Annotated in this window: 12 protein-coding genes; 9 read left to right on the forward strand and 3 right to left on the reverse strand. The window is 50.7% G+C overall.

Annotation, left to right across the window (positions count from 1 at the left end; all coding sequences use genetic code 11):
* Positions 1–288: 288 nt before the first annotated feature.
* From rnm to BZG25_RS09320, 5 genes are all read left to right on the forward strand, one after another.
* The gene (rnm, locus tag BZG25_RS09300) at positions 289–1,191 is read left to right on the forward strand and encodes an RNase RNM (RefSeq protein WP_077638944.1); all 903 of its coding nucleotides are present in this window, start codon (positions 289–291) and stop codon (positions 1,189–1,191) included.
* 106 nt (positions 1,192–1,297) lie between these two features.
* Positions 1,298–1,918 (forward strand): L-threonylcarbamoyladenylate synthase, encoded by a 621-nt coding sequence (locus tag BZG25_RS09305; RefSeq protein ID WP_046073430.1) that lies wholly within the window; start codon positions 1,298–1,300, stop codon positions 1,916–1,918.
* Positions 1,919–2,225: 307 nt separating this feature from the next.
* Entirely contained in the window at positions 2,226–3,203 is a 978-nt protein-coding gene (gene rluB, locus BZG25_RS09310; RefSeq protein ID WP_077638945.1) for a 23S rRNA pseudouridine(2605) synthase RluB, read from the forward strand.
* 200 nt (positions 3,204–3,403) lie between these two features.
* Positions 3,404–4,303 (forward strand): AraC family transcriptional regulator, encoded by a 900-nt coding sequence (locus tag BZG25_RS09315; protein WP_077638946.1) that lies wholly within the window; start codon positions 3,404–3,406, stop codon positions 4,301–4,303.
* A gap of 77 nt (positions 4,304–4,380) precedes the next feature.
* A complete protein-coding gene (locus BZG25_RS09320) occupies positions 4,381–6,507 on the forward strand; it encodes a TonB-dependent siderophore receptor (protein WP_241828686.1) in 2,127 nt (708 codons plus the stop codon).
* Positions 6,508–6,552: 45 nt separating this feature from the next.
* Here BZG25_RS09320 and BZG25_RS09325 read toward each other — a convergent pair whose 3' ends face one another.
* On the reverse strand, positions 6,553–7,296 hold the full coding sequence (locus BZG25_RS09325) for a YciK family oxidoreductase (RefSeq protein WP_077638947.1): 744 nt from the start codon (positions 7,294–7,296) through the stop codon (positions 6,553–6,555).
* 125 nt (positions 7,297–7,421) lie between these two features.
* Here BZG25_RS09325 and sohB point away from each other — a divergent pair, with 125 nt between their 5' ends.
* From sohB to BZG25_RS09340, 3 genes are all read left to right on the forward strand, one after another.
* Entirely contained in the window at positions 7,422–8,474 is a 1,053-nt protein-coding gene (gene sohB / locus BZG25_RS09330) for a protease SohB (protein WP_046073426.1), read from the forward strand.
* 387 nt (positions 8,475–8,861) lie between these two features.
* Positions 8,862–11,492, forward strand: coding sequence for a type I DNA topoisomerase (topA, locus tag BZG25_RS09335; RefSeq protein WP_077638948.1), 2,631 nt, complete (start codon positions 8,862–8,864; stop codon positions 11,490–11,492).
* Positions 11,493–11,636: 144 nt separating this feature from the next.
* Positions 11,637–12,560, forward strand: a complete 924-nt coding sequence (locus BZG25_RS09340; RefSeq protein ID WP_077638949.1) for a TIGR01212 family radical SAM protein — start codon at positions 11,637–11,639, stop codon at positions 12,558–12,560.
* Here the strand turns inward: BZG25_RS09340 and BZG25_RS09345 are convergent.
* Both BZG25_RS09345 and BZG25_RS09350 read right to left on the reverse strand, forming a co-directional pair.
* A complete protein-coding gene (locus tag BZG25_RS09345; protein WP_077638950.1) occupies positions 12,547–15,675 on the reverse strand; it encodes an efflux RND transporter permease subunit in 3,129 nt (1,042 codons plus the stop codon). The genes BZG25_RS09340 and BZG25_RS09345 overlap by 14 nt on opposite strands.
* Entirely contained in the window at positions 15,668–16,813 is a 1,146-nt protein-coding gene (locus BZG25_RS09350) for an efflux RND transporter periplasmic adaptor subunit (protein WP_077638951.1), read from the reverse strand. The genes BZG25_RS09345 and BZG25_RS09350 overlap by 8 nt, the downstream gene beginning before the upstream one ends.
* A gap of 801 nt (positions 16,814–17,614) precedes the next feature.
* Between BZG25_RS09350 and BZG25_RS09355 the strand changes: the two genes are divergently transcribed.
* Positions 17,615–18,628, forward strand: coding sequence for a porin (locus tag BZG25_RS09355; protein WP_077577948.1), 1,014 nt, complete (start codon positions 17,615–17,617; stop codon positions 18,626–18,628).
* Positions 18,629–18,681: the final 53 nt, after the last annotated feature.

Below are 18,681 nucleotides of genomic sequence, written 5' to 3' on the forward strand. Positions count from 1 at the left end.
ACCCTTAGCGCCATCGCTCCCCGAGACTGAGAAGTGGTGTGCGTTAACTTGTGTACTAGTAAACTGATATTTTGCTTCTGTGTCAACGGGGAAATCGAAAAGAATGCAGAAAAAGTGCGGACTAAACACACGATAATAAAGAGCAAAGATATTCACCGTGCTCGCGAGCGCTGGTCAACTTGGCGCATTCACATCGACTGAGCCCGCATGGCGCGTACTCAGCTTAGGCTGATACGACTCAAACTGACAATGCCAAGGCGCGAGCACATTAAGGAAACCCGATACACCATGATCATTGATTTACATAGCCATACCACTGCCTCAGACGGCCGCCTATCACCCAAAGATTTGGTGCAGCGCGCGGTCGAGCGTCGCGTGGGCGTGTTGGCGATTACCGACCACGACACCACCGCTGGGCTGGTGGAGGCGCAAGCAGAAATTGACCATCAAAACTTGCCCCTTACGCTGGTCAACGGCATTGAGGTTTCAACCTTGTGGCAGAACTTTGATATCCACATTGTAGGGTTAAATGTCGACCCCGAGCACCCGGCATTGACCGCATTGATTGCGGAACAAGCTGAGCGACGCCAACAACGGGCTGAGCTGATTGCTGAGCGGTTAGAGCGCTCGCACTACACAGGGGCGCTCGCAGGTGCGCGCGAACTGGCTGGCGATGCGCCGCTCACCCGTGCCCATTTCGCGCGCTGGTTGGTGGAGCAAGGTCACGCGAAAACCATGCAAGCCTGTTTTAAGCGCTTTTTAACCCGAGGGAACACCGGCTATGCACCACCGAACTGGTGCTCGATTGCAGAGGCCGTTGAAGCGATCCATGAGGCTGGGGGACAAGCGGTGCTTGCTCATCCGGGGCGATACAAACTCAAAGCCAAGTGGCTGAAACGATTACTGGCTGCGTTTTCTGACGCCAATGGCGATGCTATCGAAGTCGCTCTTCCTCAGCAGTCGCAACAAGAGCGTCGTTTGCTGGCCGATTACGCGCGAGATTATGGTTTGTTGGCCTCGCTGGGGTCGGATTTTCATTATCCTTCGCCGTGGACAGAGCTGGGCCGCAATTTATGGCTACCGAAGGATAGTCAGCCGGTTTGGTGTGACTGGACGTGGTTAGAGGCGGCTGAACAAAAATGGCAATCAGTAAATCAACTAGATAGCGACAAGCCAGACGCGTTACAATAACGAAGTACGTTATATTGATAGCGATAAGGATTATCCGGCGCGCAGACCATTCACGCTGGATTTGCGGTGCGCATCCCCACGGGGTCAAGCTACAGCAGGAGGAACCATGAGTCAGTTTTTTTATGTCCACCCAGAGAACCCGCAAGCGCGGCTGATCAAACAAGCGGTGGAAATTGTCCGAAACGGTGGAGTGATCATTTATCCGACCGATTCGGGCTATGCGCTTGGCTGTCAGCTTGAGAACAAACAAGCGTTAGAGCGTATTTGCCGTATTCGTGACCTCGATAAAGATCATAACTTCACCTTGTTGTGTCGCGATCTGTCTGAGTTATCACTGTACGCACGGGTCGATAACGTTGCATTTCGCTTGATTCGTAACAATACACCTGGCGCGTATACGTTTATTTTCAAAGCGACCAAAGAAGTGCCAAAACGGTTGATGAATCCAAAACGGAAAACCATAGGCATTCGCGTACCGGATAACCAAATCGCCCTGGATTTGCTCGAGGCGCTGGGTGAGCCGCTAATGTCGACCTCACTGATTTTACCGGGTAACGACTTTACCGAATCCGATCCCGAAGCAATTCGCGATCAGTTAGAGCACAGTGTGGATTTGATTATGCACGGTGGCGTATTAGGTGAGCACCCCACCACAGTGGTTGATTTCAGTGAAGGCATGCCTGAGGTTCGCCGTCACGGGAGTGGTGATCCCGCCCCGTTTGATTAATGTCTGACTGCGGGTGAACCAACGCACAGTGTCGCGCGTAATTACCTATGCAATGTTCTTGTTCTGATGTTGCGTCAACCTGTGGTTGACCTTCCATTCCCGCCCAGCCGCCTTGCTGGGCGTTTTTTTGTCCAGGTGTTTTGCGATTGACTCAGCCACAACAGCTGATATGCCGTGAACGCGTGAAACTGTTTCTCTATCTCTACGCTTATTGGTATCATTAACGGCTGGCTAACTCATTATCGTTAGCTCTTATGCCAATCGTGACAGTGATGACGCCTGTGAAGGCGACAGTAAGGTAAAAAACATGAGCGAAAAATTACAGAAGGTGCTAGCGCGTGCTGGCGTAGGTTCACGCCGCGAAATGGAAGGATACATTCAAGCCGGCCGGGTGAGTGTTAATGGTGCCGTCGCCAAACTGGGTGACCGCCTTGATGATCCCAGTGCATTGGTGCGTGTTGATGGTCATGCGGTGCAGCTTAATGCGCCTTCTGAGTCTGTGTGTCGCGTTCTTGCATACAACAAGCCAGAGGGTGAACTGTGTACGCGAAGCGACCCAGAGGGGCGTCGTACGGTATTCGATCGCTTGCCCAAATTGAAAGATGCGCGCTGGGTAGCGGTTGGCCGTTTGGATGCCAATACCTCAGGCTTAATGCTGTTCACTACCGACGGTGAACTAGCGAATCGTTTGATGCACCCAAGCCGCCAAGTGCAACGTGAGTACATGGTGCGTGTGTTTGGTGACGTGAACGAAGATATGGTGAAAAACCTTGTTCACGGCGTAGAACTAGACGATGGCGTGGCGCGCTTTGAAGATGTCGTTTATGCAGGCGGCGAGGGGATGAATCACACTTTCTATGTGGTGATTACCGAAGGGCGCAACCGTGAAGTGCGTCGTTTGTGGGAAACCCAAGGTGTGACCGTAAGCCGTTTGAAGCGTGTGCGTTACGGCGATATCTATCTTGAAAAAGATCTGCCGCGTGGTGGTTGGCGTGAGATGGATCTGAAAGAAGTGAATTATCTGCGCGAAATGGTAGAGATGAAGCCAGAGTCGCAAACGGTTATCACGCCAGATGATAAAAAGCGTAAAAAGTCGCGCCAGAAGATCCGCCGTGCGGTACGCCGCTACGAAGAGCGTATCGATAGCAATGATAAGCCGAAGAAAACACGTCAGGCTCGTCGGGGTAACGCACCTGCGGCAGGACCGAAAGGCGGAAGCCCGAAAAAGGGCAATCAGCGCTCGGGCGCGCCGCGTGGTAAAGGCAAACCAAGAACGCGTAAGTAAGTCTGCGTGATGTTCGCTAAAGCCCGGCCATGTGCCGGGCTTTCTATTTCTGTGTGACGCTCTAACTCGTCGCGCTCACTATAACAGTTGCAGCCTTATTATCCGTCGTATCGGTTGGCCTCTTTCACTTCAGTTATGATAATGATTATTGTTTGTGTTATCTTGGAGTTTATTTACAATTTTGTCGATAAAAGGATGTGATGGCAACGGCATTAGCACCAGAGCAAACAGCACGCTTTGTTCGTATCGAGCGGGTTCTAGACTTTATCCACGCAAACCTTGACCAACCGCTTTCTGTCAGTGAGTTGGCCGCTCACAGCTGCTGGTCTCGCTGGCAATTGCAGCGCGTGTTCTCGGAACAAACGGGCGTGAGTGTGGCGCATTATGTGCGTGAACTAAGACTTAGCTATGCCGCCAAACAGTTGCTCTCTCGGCCCGATAGAGTGATTGATATCGCGCTGTCGTTTGGGTTTACCTCAGAGGCGAATTTTTCCCGCGCATTTCGTCAGCAGTTCGGGGTGAGTCCTCGTACGTATCGCCAGCGGGGGGTGATGGATGGTATTCGAACACCACTGCATATTACGACACTGGCGACTCCCAATCCGTCTTGGCTGTCGGTGCACATTCAAACGCGATCATCGATCACGCTGGTGGGGCAGACGTCGCCTATATTAGGCTTGTTTGCACCTGAGCCCGATTTTACTGACGTGGTGCCTAAGCTGTGGCGTGATGCGCACGAGGCTGGGTTGATTGATGTTGGTCAGCCAAGCATTGGTGCGATTGATGTGGCCAGCGCTGATACACTTCAAACCCCGTTACCCTACCTCGCCGGTCAGCAGCGAGATGCGCCGTCAAGCCTATCTTTAGCCACGTGGACGGTGCCAGAGGCGACCTATGCGGTGATTACGCATTTGGGGCCCGTGAGTGAACTGCCTAAGACCTTGCATACCTTTATCTATCATTGGTTGCCTGCCTCAGGGTACCGATGCACGGATGGTATCGAGCTTGAAGTCTATCCGCCTGGATATCAACCAGAAGCCGATGACGCGGTAATGACGTACTGGATCCCGCTGGATTGTCACCATCATGCACCAAAATGAACAGTATTCACCATGCACACCTTTAAAATGCGAATGATTCCGTTTTACGTTTAATTTGCATTAAGAGGAAAATCATCATGGATATGGGTTGTGCACGCGTGCAGCAGGTTGCCAGATGGCGACTGTCCCCGTTAGCGATGGCGGTCATGGGGAGCTTGATGCTGCCATCAGCTTATGCCGAGTCGCAACACGCTGAGATGGAAACCATACAAGTCTTAGGCGACACCTACCGCAATACGGCCACGAAAACAGTACTGGCACCAGAAGAAACGCCTCAAGCGGTCACTGTCATCGACCGAGAGGCCATCGAACAGCGCCAAGCCAGTTCACTAAGCGAAGTGGTACGTTACACACCGGGTGTAAATACTGAGCTGCGGGGTGGGGCCGTCACGCGACTCGATCTCTTTAATATTCGTGGTTTTATCAACTACCAGAACTTTTTTGATGGTCTCGCGGTACCTTACAACACCTGGAATTTACAGCCACAAATCGATCCGATTGCGATTGAACAAGTGGAAGTGTTCAAAGGGCCGACGTCGGTGTTATACGGGAATATTCCACCGGGTGGGATGGTGAATATGATCGCCAAGACGCCGCAACAAGAGGCGGCGCACCGCGTGACGATGAGCACCGACTCTGATGCGCTGCGTGAAGTGTCTGTTGACAGTACTGGTGCGATTTCTGACTCCCCATTGGCGTACCGGATGGTGGCGCTGGCACGACAAAAAGATGGCCAAGCGGGCGATTCAGAAGAAGAGCGTTATGTCGTCGCCCCATCGCTAGATTGGCGGGTGTCGCCAGATACGTTGGTGAACGTTAATCTTTATTACCAAGCGGATCCGGCGGCGGGCATTTATACCTCATTGCCGGCCAACGGCTCGGTATTGCATAGTGACCAAGGCAGCCTTTCTAGCGATAGCTTTTCCGGTGACAACAACTGGAATACTTATGATCGTGAGTTTCTGATGCTGGGTTACAAGGTGCAGCACCAGCTCTCATCAAATTGGTCGTTGCTGCATTCGGCACGCTACACAGATGCTGATTTGCTGCAAAAAAACATGTATCACCAAAAAAGCGATGACGGCCGCCACTATCCGCGAAACGCTTACCTAACCGATGAGACAATGGCGGCTTGGGTGGTCGATACACAGCTTTCTGGTGATTTGAACTGGGGGTCGGCACAGCACTACACCTTGTTCGGTATTGATTATCAAGATATGTCTTCCGACGTTGACTATGACGATACTTTGGCGAATGTGGTGCCGGATATTGATATTTTCGATCCCGATAATAACCAGGTTAACCCCGACTCACTCAGTTTTGCTTACCAAGAAGACCATGATATTGAAGTGACACAGACTGGCCTCTATGCCCAAGATCAGATCTTGTGGAACCAATGGGTGTTGCTCGCTGGGGCACGTTACGACGAGTACGAGTTAAAAGATGACAAGCAAACCTTAAGTAGTGCCTCAGAGAAAAACATTCGTCACTATAATCTGGCATTCCGTGCCGGTGCGATGTACCAGTTTGACAACGGCATTTCCCCTTATCTGAGTTACTCAGAAAGCTTTGAACCAACCGATATGGATAATCGGGGTAATGTGTTTGACCCTTCCACGGGTAAACAATGGGAAACCGGCCTCAAGTACTTGTCACTAGACGGTAGCACTGGCGTCAACGTGGCGTTGTTCGAGCTTAAAAAGCAAGACGCGCTGGTGAATGATCCCAACGACTCATACGCGAAAATTCAAACCGGTGAAATCCGCTCTCGTGGAATAGAGGTTGAGTTTAATCATGCACTTAGTGTAGAGACGGATGTGGCCTTAACTTATGGCTATATTGATATGGAGATCACGGATGACCCTAACCTAGAGGGCAAGACCCCAGTTTGGGTGCCAGAGCAGACTGCCAGTGCGTGGCTGAATCACCAGGTCAGTGCGGGGACACGCGTGAGTTTAGGCGCACGGTATGTAGGTGAGTCACAGGGTAACGCCACCAATACCTTTACGGTGCCCGACTATACGGTGTTTGATACCGCGATTAGTTACGATCTTTCGCAAGCGTCACCGTCGCTATCAGGCGCAAAACTGTCCCTATCTGCGACCAACTTGTTCGATAAAACCACTTACAGCTGTTTTGATGAATTGAACTGTTGGTATGGGGACGAACGCAACATCAAAGCCAAACTCAGCATCGATTTTTAAATCGGTTTGCTAAAACGAGCGCCCCCAGCCATGGGGGCGCTGTGCTTAGCGCTTAGGTTGTGCATCAATGCATTGGCCGTGCTCGCCAATACCTTCTGGGGCCATCAAATACAGGTAAAGTGGCATAATATCGAGAGGCGTTTTGAGCGTGTCAGGGTCTTCTCCTGGGAAAGCGCTCGCGCGCATACTGGTGCGGGTACCGCCTGGGTTGATGGCGTTGACTCGTACCTTGGTATCAGACATTTCATCCGCCAGCACTTGCATCATGCCTTCGGTCGCGAACTTAGAAATCGCATAGCTGCCCCAATAAGCACGCCCTTGGTGGCCGACAGTCGATGTGGTAAACACCACGCGAGCATCGTCAGACTTTTTCAATAATGGCAGCAGGGCTTGCGTCATGAGCATGGTGGCTTTGACATTCACCTGCATCACATCGTCATGAGATTTTTCATCAATCTGATCGAACGGGCTCAGCACACCGAGCAAGCCAGCATTATGCAGTACGCCGTCTAAGCGCCCGAACTGTTGTTCAATGGTGTCTGCCATATCCAAATAATGCTGACGCGTGGCACCCAGCATATCCAGTGGGATAATCGATGGTTGTGGCGCGTCCAAAGCATCAATTTCATCGTATACTGCTTCAAGTTTTTTCACGGTGCGGCCGAGAAGGATGACGGTGGCGCCTTTCTCTGCATAGCTAAGTGCGGCTTGGCGGCCAATGCCAGCGCCCGCACCGGTCACCAAAATCACACGCCCGTCAAGCGCGTTTGAGCTTACTTGGTAGTCCACGATATAAATCCTTATTTATTGTTAAACGTAGATTATTGTAAGGTTGCGGGTAAGGTGTGACAACCAAGTGCGTGATGTACGGTTAACGGCATTGCCAACATAGCGACAAAAAAGAGGATACAACATTGGATTTCATTGCGGATTATGGGCTTTTTCTGGCAAAAGTCGTCACTTTCTTATTAGCGGCATTTGTATTGGTCGCTTTAGTGCGCGCCGCGAGCGACAAAGGGGGGCAAAAAGGTAGCCTAAAGCTCACTGACTTAACTGAGCGGTTTAAGCATTATCGTCAATCGCTAGAGCAGCACTTGTACAATGAATCGTCGTTAAAAGCGCGAGAGAAAGACGAGAAAAAAGCCAAGAAGAAAGAAGAAAAGGCGCAAAAAGCCGCAGCCAAAAAGCAAAATGAGCCATCGGCTCAACGGGATCCACAATTGTTTGTGATCCACTTTAAAGGCAGCATCGATGCCCGCGAAGTGGAGGCGTTGCGAGAAGAAGTCACGGCGATTTTGTCGGTAGCAACCGAACAGGACGAAGTCTTGGTCAACGTCGAGAGTGGTGGCGGTATGGTGCATGGCTATGGCCTAGCGGCGTCTCAGCTGGCACGCTTCCGTCAAGCAGGCGTGCCCTTAACCGTGGCGGTTGATAAAGTGGCCGCAAGCGGCGGGTATATGATGGCATGCGTCGCGGATAAGTTGATTGCAGCGCCGTTTGCGATCATTGGCTCGATTGGGGTGATTGCCCAGCTGCCCAACTTTAACAAATTGCTTAAGAAGAACGATATTGAATTTGAGCAGCTGACCGCCGGTGAATTTAAGCGCACGCTAACCATGTTTGGTGAAAACACTGACAAAGCGCGCGAGAAGTTCAAAACGGAACTGGAAGAAACCCATGGCCTGTTCAAGGCGTTTATCAGCGAATACCGCCCGTCTCTTAATGTCGATAAGGTTGCCACCGGTGAACACTGGTTTGGTAACCAAGCATTGAGTCTGGGATTGATTGATGAGGTCTGTACCAGCGACGAGTATTTGTTCCAGGCGGCGAATAACGAGCGAAAAGTGCTGTCGGTGTCTTACCATCAGCGTAAAAACATTGCTGAAAAGCTTGCTGGCGCATCCGCGGAGGTGGCAGATCGTGTGCTGCTAAAATGGATTAGTCGTGGTCAGCGTCCGTTGGTTTAACTCACTCCCCGAGTGCTGCCTGTTAGCGTTGGGCGATAAACAACGGAAGGAAAATAGCGGTAACAGGCGCACGATAATGAGCGAAATAGCCATAATAATGTGAGCCAAGCCAAAGATTACCGCATCCATTTAGCTATTTTGCGTGCGGCAATGGTAATGATTAGCGCGTTTTTGCCGGAAACCGGCATGAAGAACAATCGGGATATTACCATCACAATTGCTTAACAATTGTGGAAGGGACGAGCAATCAGCGTGTTTTGCTGCGAATTTAGTTGATATTCGGCTAGACTCGCTCAATATTGTAAACAGATAGCGGCACTCCGGCATGGAAGTGCAACGCAACGAATTTTCGACAGTTTTAGCGCAAAGGGCGTCAATTAGGTCATTATGGGCAAATCTCTCGTCATCGTGGAGTCCCCAGCAAAGGCGAAAACGATCAATAAATATCTCGGCAAAGACTTCGTGGTGAAGTCGAGTGTCGGACATGTTCGTGACTTGCCAACTGGAGCGACGCAAGGCGGTAAAAAGGCCGCACCTGTGTCCACGAAAGGGCTCAGCGCCGAAGAAAAAGCGCGCATTAAAAAAGAAAAAGAACAGAAGGCGCTCATCAACAAGATGGGCGTTGATCCTTACAATGGCTGGCAAGCAAAATACCAAGTGTTGCCCGGTAAGGAAAAAGTCGTCGCCGAGCTTAAGTCACTGGCTGAGAAAGCCGACAACGTTTATCTCGCAACGGATTTGGACCGCGAAGGGGAGGCCATTGCTTGGCACCTGCGCGAACTCATCGGTGGTGATAACGACCGCTTCAAACGCGTGGTCTTTAATGAGATCACCAAAAATGCGATCACACAGGCGTTTGAAGCACCGGGTGATGTCAATATCGACGGTGTCAACGCACAGCAAGCGCGGCGTTTCCTCGACCGTGTGGTGGGCTTTATGGTCTCGCCGTTGCTATGGAAAAAAGTGGCGCGAGGCTTGTCGGCCGGTCGTGTGCAGTCGGTCGCGGTAAAGCTGCTTGTTGAACGTGAGCATCAGATAAAAGCTTTTATTCCCGAAGAGTTTTGGGATGTGCACGCCGACACGCTCACACCGAAAGAGCAGGCGCTGCGACTGCTCGTGGCGCAACAAAATGGCAAAGCCTTTAAGCCGAAAAATAAAGATGAGGCGATGGCGGCGGTGTCGGCTCTCGAGCACGCCAGCTTTGTGGTGCGTGATCGCGAAGATCGCCCCTCAACGAGTAAGCCCTCGGCGCCTTATATCACCTCAACATTGCAGCAGGCGGCAAGCACGCGTCTCGGCTTTGGGGTGAAGAAAACCATGATGTTGGCGCAACGCTTGTATGAAGCCGGCTATATCACTTACATGCGTACCGACTCGACCAACCTCAGCAAAGAAGCGGTCGAAGCGGCTCGTGGCCATATTGCTAGCGAATACGGTGAGAAGTACTTACCAGCGTCGGCGAACGTGTATGGTGCCAAAGCCAATGCCCAAGAAGCGCACGAGGCCATCCGGCCTTCTGATGTGGGTGTCAATGCCAGTGATTTGCAGGGGATGGACCCTGATGCGCATCGTCTGTACGACTTGATTTGGCGCCAGTTTGTGGCCTGTCAAATGGTACCGGCAAAATATGACTCGACGACCTTGACGGTCGATGCGAGCGATTACACCTTGAAAGCAAAAGGACGCACACTGCGCTTTGACGGTTGGACTCGGGTACAGCGGCCTTCAGGTAAAAATGAAGACCAAACCTTGCCAGCGGTTGAGGTGGGTGAATCACTAACACTCGACAAGCTTGATCCGAAACAACACTTTACTAAGCCACCCGCCCGTTATACCGAAGCGGCCTTGGTCAAAGAGTTAGAAAAAGCGGGCATTGGTCGTCCATCGACGTACGCGTCTATTATTTCCACGATACAAGACCGCGGTTATGTGCGAGTTGAAAACCGTCGCTTCTATGCTGAGAAAATGGGCGAGATTGTCACTGATCGTCTCAACCAAAGCTTTGCCGATTTGATGGACTATGACTTTACCGCTCGTATGGAAGCGTCGCTCGATAAAATTGCCGAAGGTGAAGCCGACTGGAAAGCGGTGCTTGATGATTTCTTTGCGGATTTCACCGCAGAGCTTGAACAAGCCGAGCAGGATGAAGACGAAGGTGGAATGAAGCCCAACAACATGGTGATGACAGATATCGACTGTCCAACCTGTGGGCGTAAAATGGGTATTCGCACCGCATCGACTGGCGTGTTCCTCGGTTGTTCGGGCTACGCATTACCCCCGAAAGAGCGGTGTAAAACCACCATCAACTTGATGGACGAAGATGGTATTGTCAATGTGCTCGAAGAGGACGTTGAAACCGCTGATCTTCGGGCGATGAAGCGTTGTCCGATTTGTGAAACGGCAATGGACTCTTACCTCATTGATCAGCATCGCAAGTTGCACGTGTGTGGTAATAATCCGAGCTGCGAAGGCTATGTGGTTGAAAAAGGGGAGTTCAAACCCAAAGGCTACGATGGGCCTGTGGTAGAGTGCGACAAATGTGGTAGCGACATGGTGCTGAAAAATGGCCGTTTCGGTAAATACATGGGTTGCACCAACGAGGAATGTAAGAACACGCGTAAGATCCTCAAAAATGGGGACGTTGCGCCACCGAAAGAAGATCCGGTGCACTTCCCAGAGTTGCCATGTGAAAACTCGGATGCCTATTTCGTGTTACGTGATGGTGCCTCTGGCCTATTTATGGCCGCGAGTAATTTCCCCAAATCCCGCGAGACACGTGCGCCGCTGGTGGAGGAGCTTCATCGCTTCAAAGACCGCATTTCGGACAAGTTCAAATACCTTGCCGATGCGCCGCAGGAAGATCCCGATGGACGTCCTACTGTGGTTCGTTTTGCACGTAAAACCAAAGAGAATTACGTGCGTAGCGAGGAAGATGGCAAGCCAACGGGCTGGTCAGCCTTCTTTGTTGACGGTCAGTGGGAAGTCACTGATAAACGCAAGAAGAAAGCCAAAGCCTAATGGGCGTATCACGCCAATGATTTAAACCCGCCGCCAAGGCGGGTTTGTTGTTTTAGGGCAAGCACGCCTTTGCTTGATCCGCCCCAATATCTCTTCGATAACAGTTGTTAAAATCTCGCCTTTGTCTTTTTCCGCTGAGGCGTTATGGAGCTGCATCAACTCGTTAATACACTAGGCCAAGATTTAAAACACCGTTATGGCGAACGTGTTCATAAGCTCACACTGCATGGCGGTTTTAGCTGTCCCAATCGTGATGGCACGCTCGGGCGGGGCGGTTGCACCTTTTGCAATGTCGCATCCTTTTCTGATGAAACCGCGCAGCACCAAACCGTTAGCGATCAACTGCGCCTGCGCTCGAAAGAGGTAGACCGAGCACGTCGTTATCTGGCGTATTTTCAAGCCTATACCAGTACTTATGGTGAAGTCGCGCGGTTAAAGGCCTTGTACGAGCAAGCATTAGCGCGTGAAAACATGGTCGGGCTGTGTGTCGGTACACGGCCAGATTGTGTGCCCAGCCAGGTATTGACACTGTTGGCGGGTTATCGTCAACAAGGATTTGAAGTGTGGTTAGAGCTTGGTTTACAAACGGGTCATGACAAGACGTTGAAACGCATTAACCGTGGCCATGATGTGGCAGTGTACGAGCGAATCACTCAACAAGCCCGTGCACTGGGCATTAAAGTATGCACGCATTTAATTGTTGGTCTGCCCGGTGAGGGCATCACCGATCATCAAACAACGATTGACCGGGTCGTGAGCACAGGCACCGATGGGATTAAACTGCACCCGCTACATATTGTCGAGGGTAGCACCATGGCGAAAGCGTGGCGTGCAGGGCGTCAAGACGCGATTACGTTAGAAGACTACGTCGACAGCGCCAGCATGATGATCCAGCGAACGCCTCCTGAGGTGGTGTATCATCGCGTGTCTGCGAGTGCACGTCCACCGACGTTACTAGCGCCTTCATGGTGCGAGAACCGCTGGCTAGCGATGACCGCCATTGCTAACCAGCTGGACAAACACGGTGCACAAGGGGCTGCGCTCGGCACCTCTTTTATCGCGCGTTAGGCTCTGATTGTGACGAGGAAAGGCCGGGAGTGAGCCGGCGCAGAAGCTGTCCAATATCTTGCAGCATCAGATATAAACAGGGCACCAGAAACAGCGTTAGCAAGGTGGCAAACATCACCGCAAAGCCAAGTGCGACGGCCATTGGGATCACAAATCTTGCTTGCAGGCTGGTTTCAAACATGATGGGCAACACCCCCGCAAAGGTGGTGATAGACGTCAGTGTGATGGCCCGAAAGCGGGCACAGCCTGCGTCGATCACTGCTTTTTTGATCTCAACCCCCGCGTGACGCGCTCGATTAATATAGTCAGTCATCACCAGCGCATCGTTGACCACCACGCCTGCGGCGGCAATCAAACCAAAGGTCGACATCATACTTAAATCAATATCAAACCAATAATGTCCCCAAATAGCACCCGTTAAGCTAAAAGGGATCACCGACATGATAATCAGTGGTTGCGTATAGCTTTTTAAGGGCACGGCCAATAACGCATAGACCACAATCATCCCGGCAATAAAGAAAAGCTTTTGTTCATCTTGCTGGGCTTGTTGTTCTTCAATCGAACCACTGAGTTCACTAGTGACATCCGGATAATCGGCCAATACCTCTGGTATGACGGATTGTTGAATGGTTTCCACTACTTCATTGGGTTCGACTAACTCTTCATCAATTGCCCCATAGACATAAACCGTTCTAAATCCTGCTTCGCGGCGCAGGCTACTCACACCGGGTTGTTGCTCCAGTTTCACCACATCGCCCAACATGACTTGTTGACCGGTGGGGGTGGTGATCACGGCATAACGCAGTGATGAAAATGCCTCCCGCGTTAATTTGGGGTAACGCACCATGACTTTTATTTCTTCACCGTCACGGATTAGACGTTGGGCTTCCCCGCCATAGAAACTCCCTCCTACCTGTTGAGCAATGGTGGTGAGATCCAGCCCCAGATCATGAGCGACGGGCGTGAGGGAAATGAGCACTTCCTGACTGCCTGAATCGATGGATGAGGACACATCGAAAAGACCCGCTTGCTGGTTAAGGCGCGACATTAAAGCACGTCCGGCCGCATTGAGTGTGTCGATGTTGGGCCCAAAGAGGAGAAAGCCAAACTCATCACCTTGTTCTCCACCATTCACGTCATCTTGAATGGTGAGTTTTTTAACTCCTGGGATATCCGGCATCGCCTCACGCCAGCGCCGCGATAATTCGAAGGTGGTAAAGGGGCGCAATGTATCATCGACTAAAGGGATCACCAGTTGTCCTGAGGTTCGCCCTTCATTAAATACGAGCGTGTCTTGAACCATGGCTTGGCCCGTCTCGGCTTCTGTGGCGTTATCGACGCGGTAGACCATGCCTTCAATGGCTTTGAGTGCGGCAATGGTTTGCTCACTCGAGGCGTTATTGTTCATCTCAAGGCGAATATTGGGAAAATCATGCGGGACTTTGGGCGTCGGCACCATACGCACGTGGCTGGCAACCACCAACGAAATACTGATAGCTAATAAGGCAACAAACAATGCGAAAGCCGACCAGCGCCAACGTACCGCGAAGGTGACGGCGCGGCGGTATGGTCCATTGACGAAGCGATGGAATTGCCGATTAAAACGCTGGCGGAAGCTATTTGATTTGGGCGTGGAAAAGTGGGTGTGCGCCAAGTGAGCGGGCAAAATAAGCTTCGACTCTACCAAGCTAAAGATGAGACACAAGATGACGATTGACGCGATGCCAAAGAAAAAGGCGCGTTCAGGGCCGCTCGACATGATAAAAGGTGCAAAAACGGCAATGGTGGTGAGCACGCCAAACGTGGCAGGGGTGGCAACACGCTGCGCCCCGGCGACAACGTTATTGACGCCGCCACCTTTGTGCTCCACTTCGGTATAAACACTTTCGCCGATAACGATCGCGTCATCGACGACAATCCCCAACACCATAATGAACGCAAACAGTGAAACGATGTTAATGCTGACCCCAATCACTGGCATTAGCATGACCGCGCCAAGAAAGCATACGGGCAAACCGATAAGCACCCAGAGGGCAAGTTTAAAGCGCAAAAACAATGTCAGCAGTAGCGCAACCAATACCGCTCCTTGTAATAAGTTTTTCAGCATCATATCAAGGCGGGCATTAAGGTAGTGTGTCATGTCGACCACCGATTTGAGTGCCAGCCCGGCGGGCAATGCTGCGTTTTTGTCTTGTATGTAGTCTTTGACGGCGTCGGCAACGGTCACCATATTTTCGCTAGCGGTTGCATTCACCGAGAGAAAAATTGCGTTCTGCCCCGAGTACTTAAAGTAACGCTCGCCTTCGGTAAACCCGTCTTTGATGGTGGCAATATCCTGCAGCAATAACCGACTGCCATTGGGGCCGATTTTAATTGGGATCTGGCGAAACTCATCACCGCGATAACGCTGGTTCTCGACGCGAATTGCAATCATGCCGCTGTCGGTACGTACTTCACCGGCAGAGAAGTTCGCGGAATAGCGGGCAATGGCGTCACTCACCTGATTAAGCGTGAGGTTATACTTGCGCAGAATACGGGGAGCTACCTCGATGGCAATCTCGTAGGTAGGGGCACTGAGCTCCACCAAGGTGACGTCCTTGAGTTGGAGGAGTTCGTCTTCAATGTCCTGTGCCGTGCGTTTTAGCTCAGTGAGCGGCTTATTGCCTACCACTGCCATTTGAATGACGGTTTGGCGAAACTCCACTTGCGCGACATTAAGCGGTTCCATCGACGCGGGGAGATTAGAGAGGGCATTGACCTCTTGCTTTACGCGGTCCAGGACGAGATTGAGATCTTCCCCAACATCCACTTCGATTTCTACTTGACCAAATCCGCGCCGCGCGGTTGAAACCACCGATTCGATCCCGGTGACATCTTTAATGGCTTCCTCCACTTTAACTAAGATGCTCTCCTCTACCTCTTGGGGGGAGGCGCCGGGATAGTCAGCGGTAATATGAATATAGTTAATCTCGATGTTAGGGAACATCTGTCGCTGAATGAAAAAGTAACTGGCAACCCCCATGATGAGTACAAACACCATGATCAGGTTTGCAGCAACCGGATTGTGGGCAAAATAGGCAATGAGCCCACGCGTTGGCGTGTCAGCATTATTCATTTTCACCCTCCGGCGATACCTGCGATGCCACGCGAACCGTCATGCCAGGCTCGGGGAATTCAGGCAGCGTGGTAACGACTTGATCATCATCGCTTAAGCCTTGGTCAGCGTAGATATACTGGCCTTCCGTTCTGACCACGCGCAGTGTACGCGGGGTGAGTTTTCCTGCTTGATCGACGACCCAAACTTGGCGATTGTTCATCAAGGATTGCGGAAGCTTAAAGACGTTCTCCAACGTTGCCCCTTTGAAAGTCGCCTCGATATAACTGCCAAAGGGTAGGGCAGGTTTAGCCGATTGGGTGCCGTAAGGATCATCAAGGCGCACTACAACTCGCATCATGCGGGTGCTTTGCTCCACGATGCCTAGATCGCGCACGAGTCGTGCTTGGCGTTGAGTCGGTTCGCTGCCGTTGCGGGTAAGCTGAACCTCGATCCCCGCTAATGGTGTGGGGAGAAAGAGTGTGTCGAAGCCAGCAATAGGCAAATGCACTTCCGCAGCCTCGATGCTATTAAGTACCCCCACCGGGCTTCCTGCGTTAATGTACTGCCCAACCCCGACGTCTCGCGACACGACGAGCGCATCGTAAGGGGCGGTCACTTGGCAGTTTTCTAAGTCGCGTTGTGCGCGCTTTAATGCCGCTTGTGCCGATTTTACGCGGGCTTTTGCACTGAGTACTTGTGGCTTGCGTAAGTAGAGATCGGTGACTTGTGAGGATGGAAGGCTTTTGGCCTGACGTTTTGCCACCGCCGCCTGGGCTTGTTCTTCTATCAAGGACGCTTTTGCACTGGCAAGGTCGGCTTCGGCGCTCAGTACCGCGGCTTGATAGTTATCAGGCTCAATTGAAAACAGCACATCACCACGTTTAACAATGCCGCCAGCAACGAAATTTGGATGCCATGCGACCACTTCACCGGACACTTGGGCAGAAAGCTGTGTGGTCTCTACAGGGGTGACTTCACCGTGTGCCCGTAAAACCACTTGATGTTGAGTTGGGTGAACAACGCGTGTCTCAACAATCGGCGGGGGCGGGGACGCAGCATTTTCTTGAGTAGCTGTCTCTGTTGCCGCGATGGCGGTATAGCCAAGATAGCCAAGACCGAGAATAACAAGAGGTAAAAACCAACGTAGTCCTTTCATTGATGCCGGGATCCTTTTTCGCCATGGCGTGGTGGTGTGTTGCGCTATGGGGGGCGCTTAACGCTTCATTGACTAATTTATCACGCGAATCTGTTGATTGAATGACAGGTCAACCTAACTTTTGATGCGCATCAGTTTTTCTATAACGGCGAGTACGCCTCAATATGCAACAGCGATCGTTGTGCGGTGATGCAAAAAGCCCTCAATCGCGAGACAAGGCTTTGTCGCGGGGAATACCGATGACGTAAACACAGTTGTAGTCGTGGTTATTTTTCATAATAAAATTACATAAATCCTAAATTCTATGCATTATTTTGCCGTTTTTGACGATAATAAAATTTATTTTACGTAAAAAAATACCCTCCTCTATCCATTTTCTTCTCGTTAATTTTGTAAGAAAAATAAGATTGGCGACTTTTGCCGTTTTTGACGTGATTTTCTATCCATTTTTTATGATATTTATTTCACATTATTTGCATGAAAGTACTTGCCTGCGGGGACTGTGACTTTTGGGGTTTTATTTAAGATGTTGTTTTTAAGGGTTTTTGTTTTTTAGTGGATAAGATCTATGTCATAAAACGGTCAAAAACATGCCCTAGTTCATATTATTCTCATTAAAAATTAAGTCGTGATTGATATTTTTCTTTACGTAATTAGTCTGAAGGTGTGGTTACACGAAATGTGTAAGCAGCGGGGGAAAGCTGAAATACGTTTCTCAGCTTTCAAATCGGTTTTGCACTCGATAAAACTTAATAAATCAACGAGGCAAAGCCCGTATCTTGCAGATAGCAGGAGTCTTTCATGAATAAGATTTTTAAGCGTTCGCTTATTAGTGCAGTGGTTGCATTAGGATCAACTGGCGCAATGGCCGCCGACCACGAAGGTGTGGTTGGTGTTTTAACTGACTACAATGTTGACCTTTATGGTGTTGCGGCTATTTCAGCCTTCAACCAAGAAGATGGTAACGGTTACGACTATGAAAATGAGTCTCGCGTCGGGGTTCGAGCCGGTAAGGCGTTTAATGACGACGTTTATATCTTCATGCAAATTGAGTCAGGGTATGTCGGTGAAGATGGAACAGGCGCGACATTGGGTAATCGTGATACTTTCATTGGTATGAAAGGAGACTGGGGCCAAGTGCGTTTTGGTCGTATGTTGACACCAATGTATGAAGTAGTCGATTGGCCCTATTCTAACCCAGGGTTAGGCCGCGTCTTTGACTGGGGGGCGGACACGAAGTCGCATTATGATCGTAAAGGCGATATCGCGCGTTATGACTCTCCCGATTTAAATGGTTTTAGTTTTGACGTGTCAGTGGGACGTGGCGATAAAGATGTCAAAGGCTCAAATCACTTTGGGGCCGCAGCACACTATACGTTAGCGGATGCATTTACCCTCCATGGTGGGTACGAATATAACTCTAATTATGAGGGTGACATTGATACCAAGGCGTATTTAGCTGGGGTTGAAATTCCACTTCCAGGTGGCTTTAAGGTGTCTGCCGCTTACAAATATAATGATGGCGTGTACAACACCGCGGGAGCTAACAAGGGGACTGAGGCAGAGCAAGATCAAATCTCAGTGGTTGGTGAGTACTGGAATGGTCCGTGGGGTTACCGCTTAGGTTATGCTGCAAATGGCGATTCTGACTTAGACAACAATGCCGATGTCGATGATAGTGATTCAGTGATTGCCGGTCAGCTAATGTACTCGAAGAATGGTTTCTTGCCTTATCTTCGTATTGGCCAGCACGATGCGGGCAATCTAGAGGACAAAAAAGCGTTTGCCCGTCTAGGTATCGAATATAACTTTTAACAGTAACACTTTGCCTTTCTATTCTTTTTTGCCGGCCAGGATGGCCGGTTTTT

This window comes from Salinivibrio sp. ML198 (assembly GCF_001996015.1).
In the GTDB taxonomy this organism is placed as follows: Bacteria; Pseudomonadota; Gammaproteobacteria; order Enterobacterales; family Vibrionaceae; genus Salinivibrio; species Salinivibrio siamensis.

Excerpts from the sequence above, each read along its gene's own strand:
- BZG25_RS09315 (WP_077638946.1), top strand. The coding sequence starts at position 3,404 with ATGGCAACGGCATTAGCACCAGAGCAAACAGCACGCTTTGTTCGTATC.
- BZG25_RS09350 (WP_077638951.1), bottom strand. The coding sequence starts at position 16,813 with ATGAAAGGACTACGTTGGTTTTTACCTCTTGTTATTCTCGGTCTTGGC.
- BZG25_RS09355 (WP_077577948.1), top strand. The coding sequence starts at position 17,615 with ATGAATAAGATTTTTAAGCGTTCGCTTATTAGTGCAGTGGTTGCATTA.
- rluB (WP_077638945.1), top strand. The coding sequence starts at position 2,226 with ATGAGCGAAAAATTACAGAAGGTGCTAGCGCGTGCTGGCGTAGGTTCA.
- BZG25_RS09320 (WP_241828686.1), top strand. The coding sequence starts at position 4,381 with ATGGATATGGGTTGTGCACGCGTGCAGCAGGTTGCCAGATGGCGACTG.
- BZG25_RS09345 (WP_077638950.1), bottom strand. The coding sequence starts at position 15,675 with ATGAATAATGCTGACACGCCAACGCGTGGGCTCATTGCCTATTTTGCC.
- rnm (WP_077638944.1), top strand. The coding sequence starts at position 289 with ATGATCATTGATTTACATAGCCATACCACTGCCTCAGACGGCCGCCTA.
- topA (WP_077638948.1), top strand. The coding sequence starts at position 8,862 with ATGGGCAAATCTCTCGTCATCGTGGAGTCCCCAGCAAAGGCGAAAACG.
- BZG25_RS09340 (WP_077638949.1), top strand. The coding sequence starts at position 11,637 with ATGGAGCTGCATCAACTCGTTAATACACTAGGCCAAGATTTAAAACAC.
- BZG25_RS09305 (WP_046073430.1), top strand. The coding sequence starts at position 1,298 with ATGAGTCAGTTTTTTTATGTCCACCCAGAGAACCCGCAAGCGCGGCTG.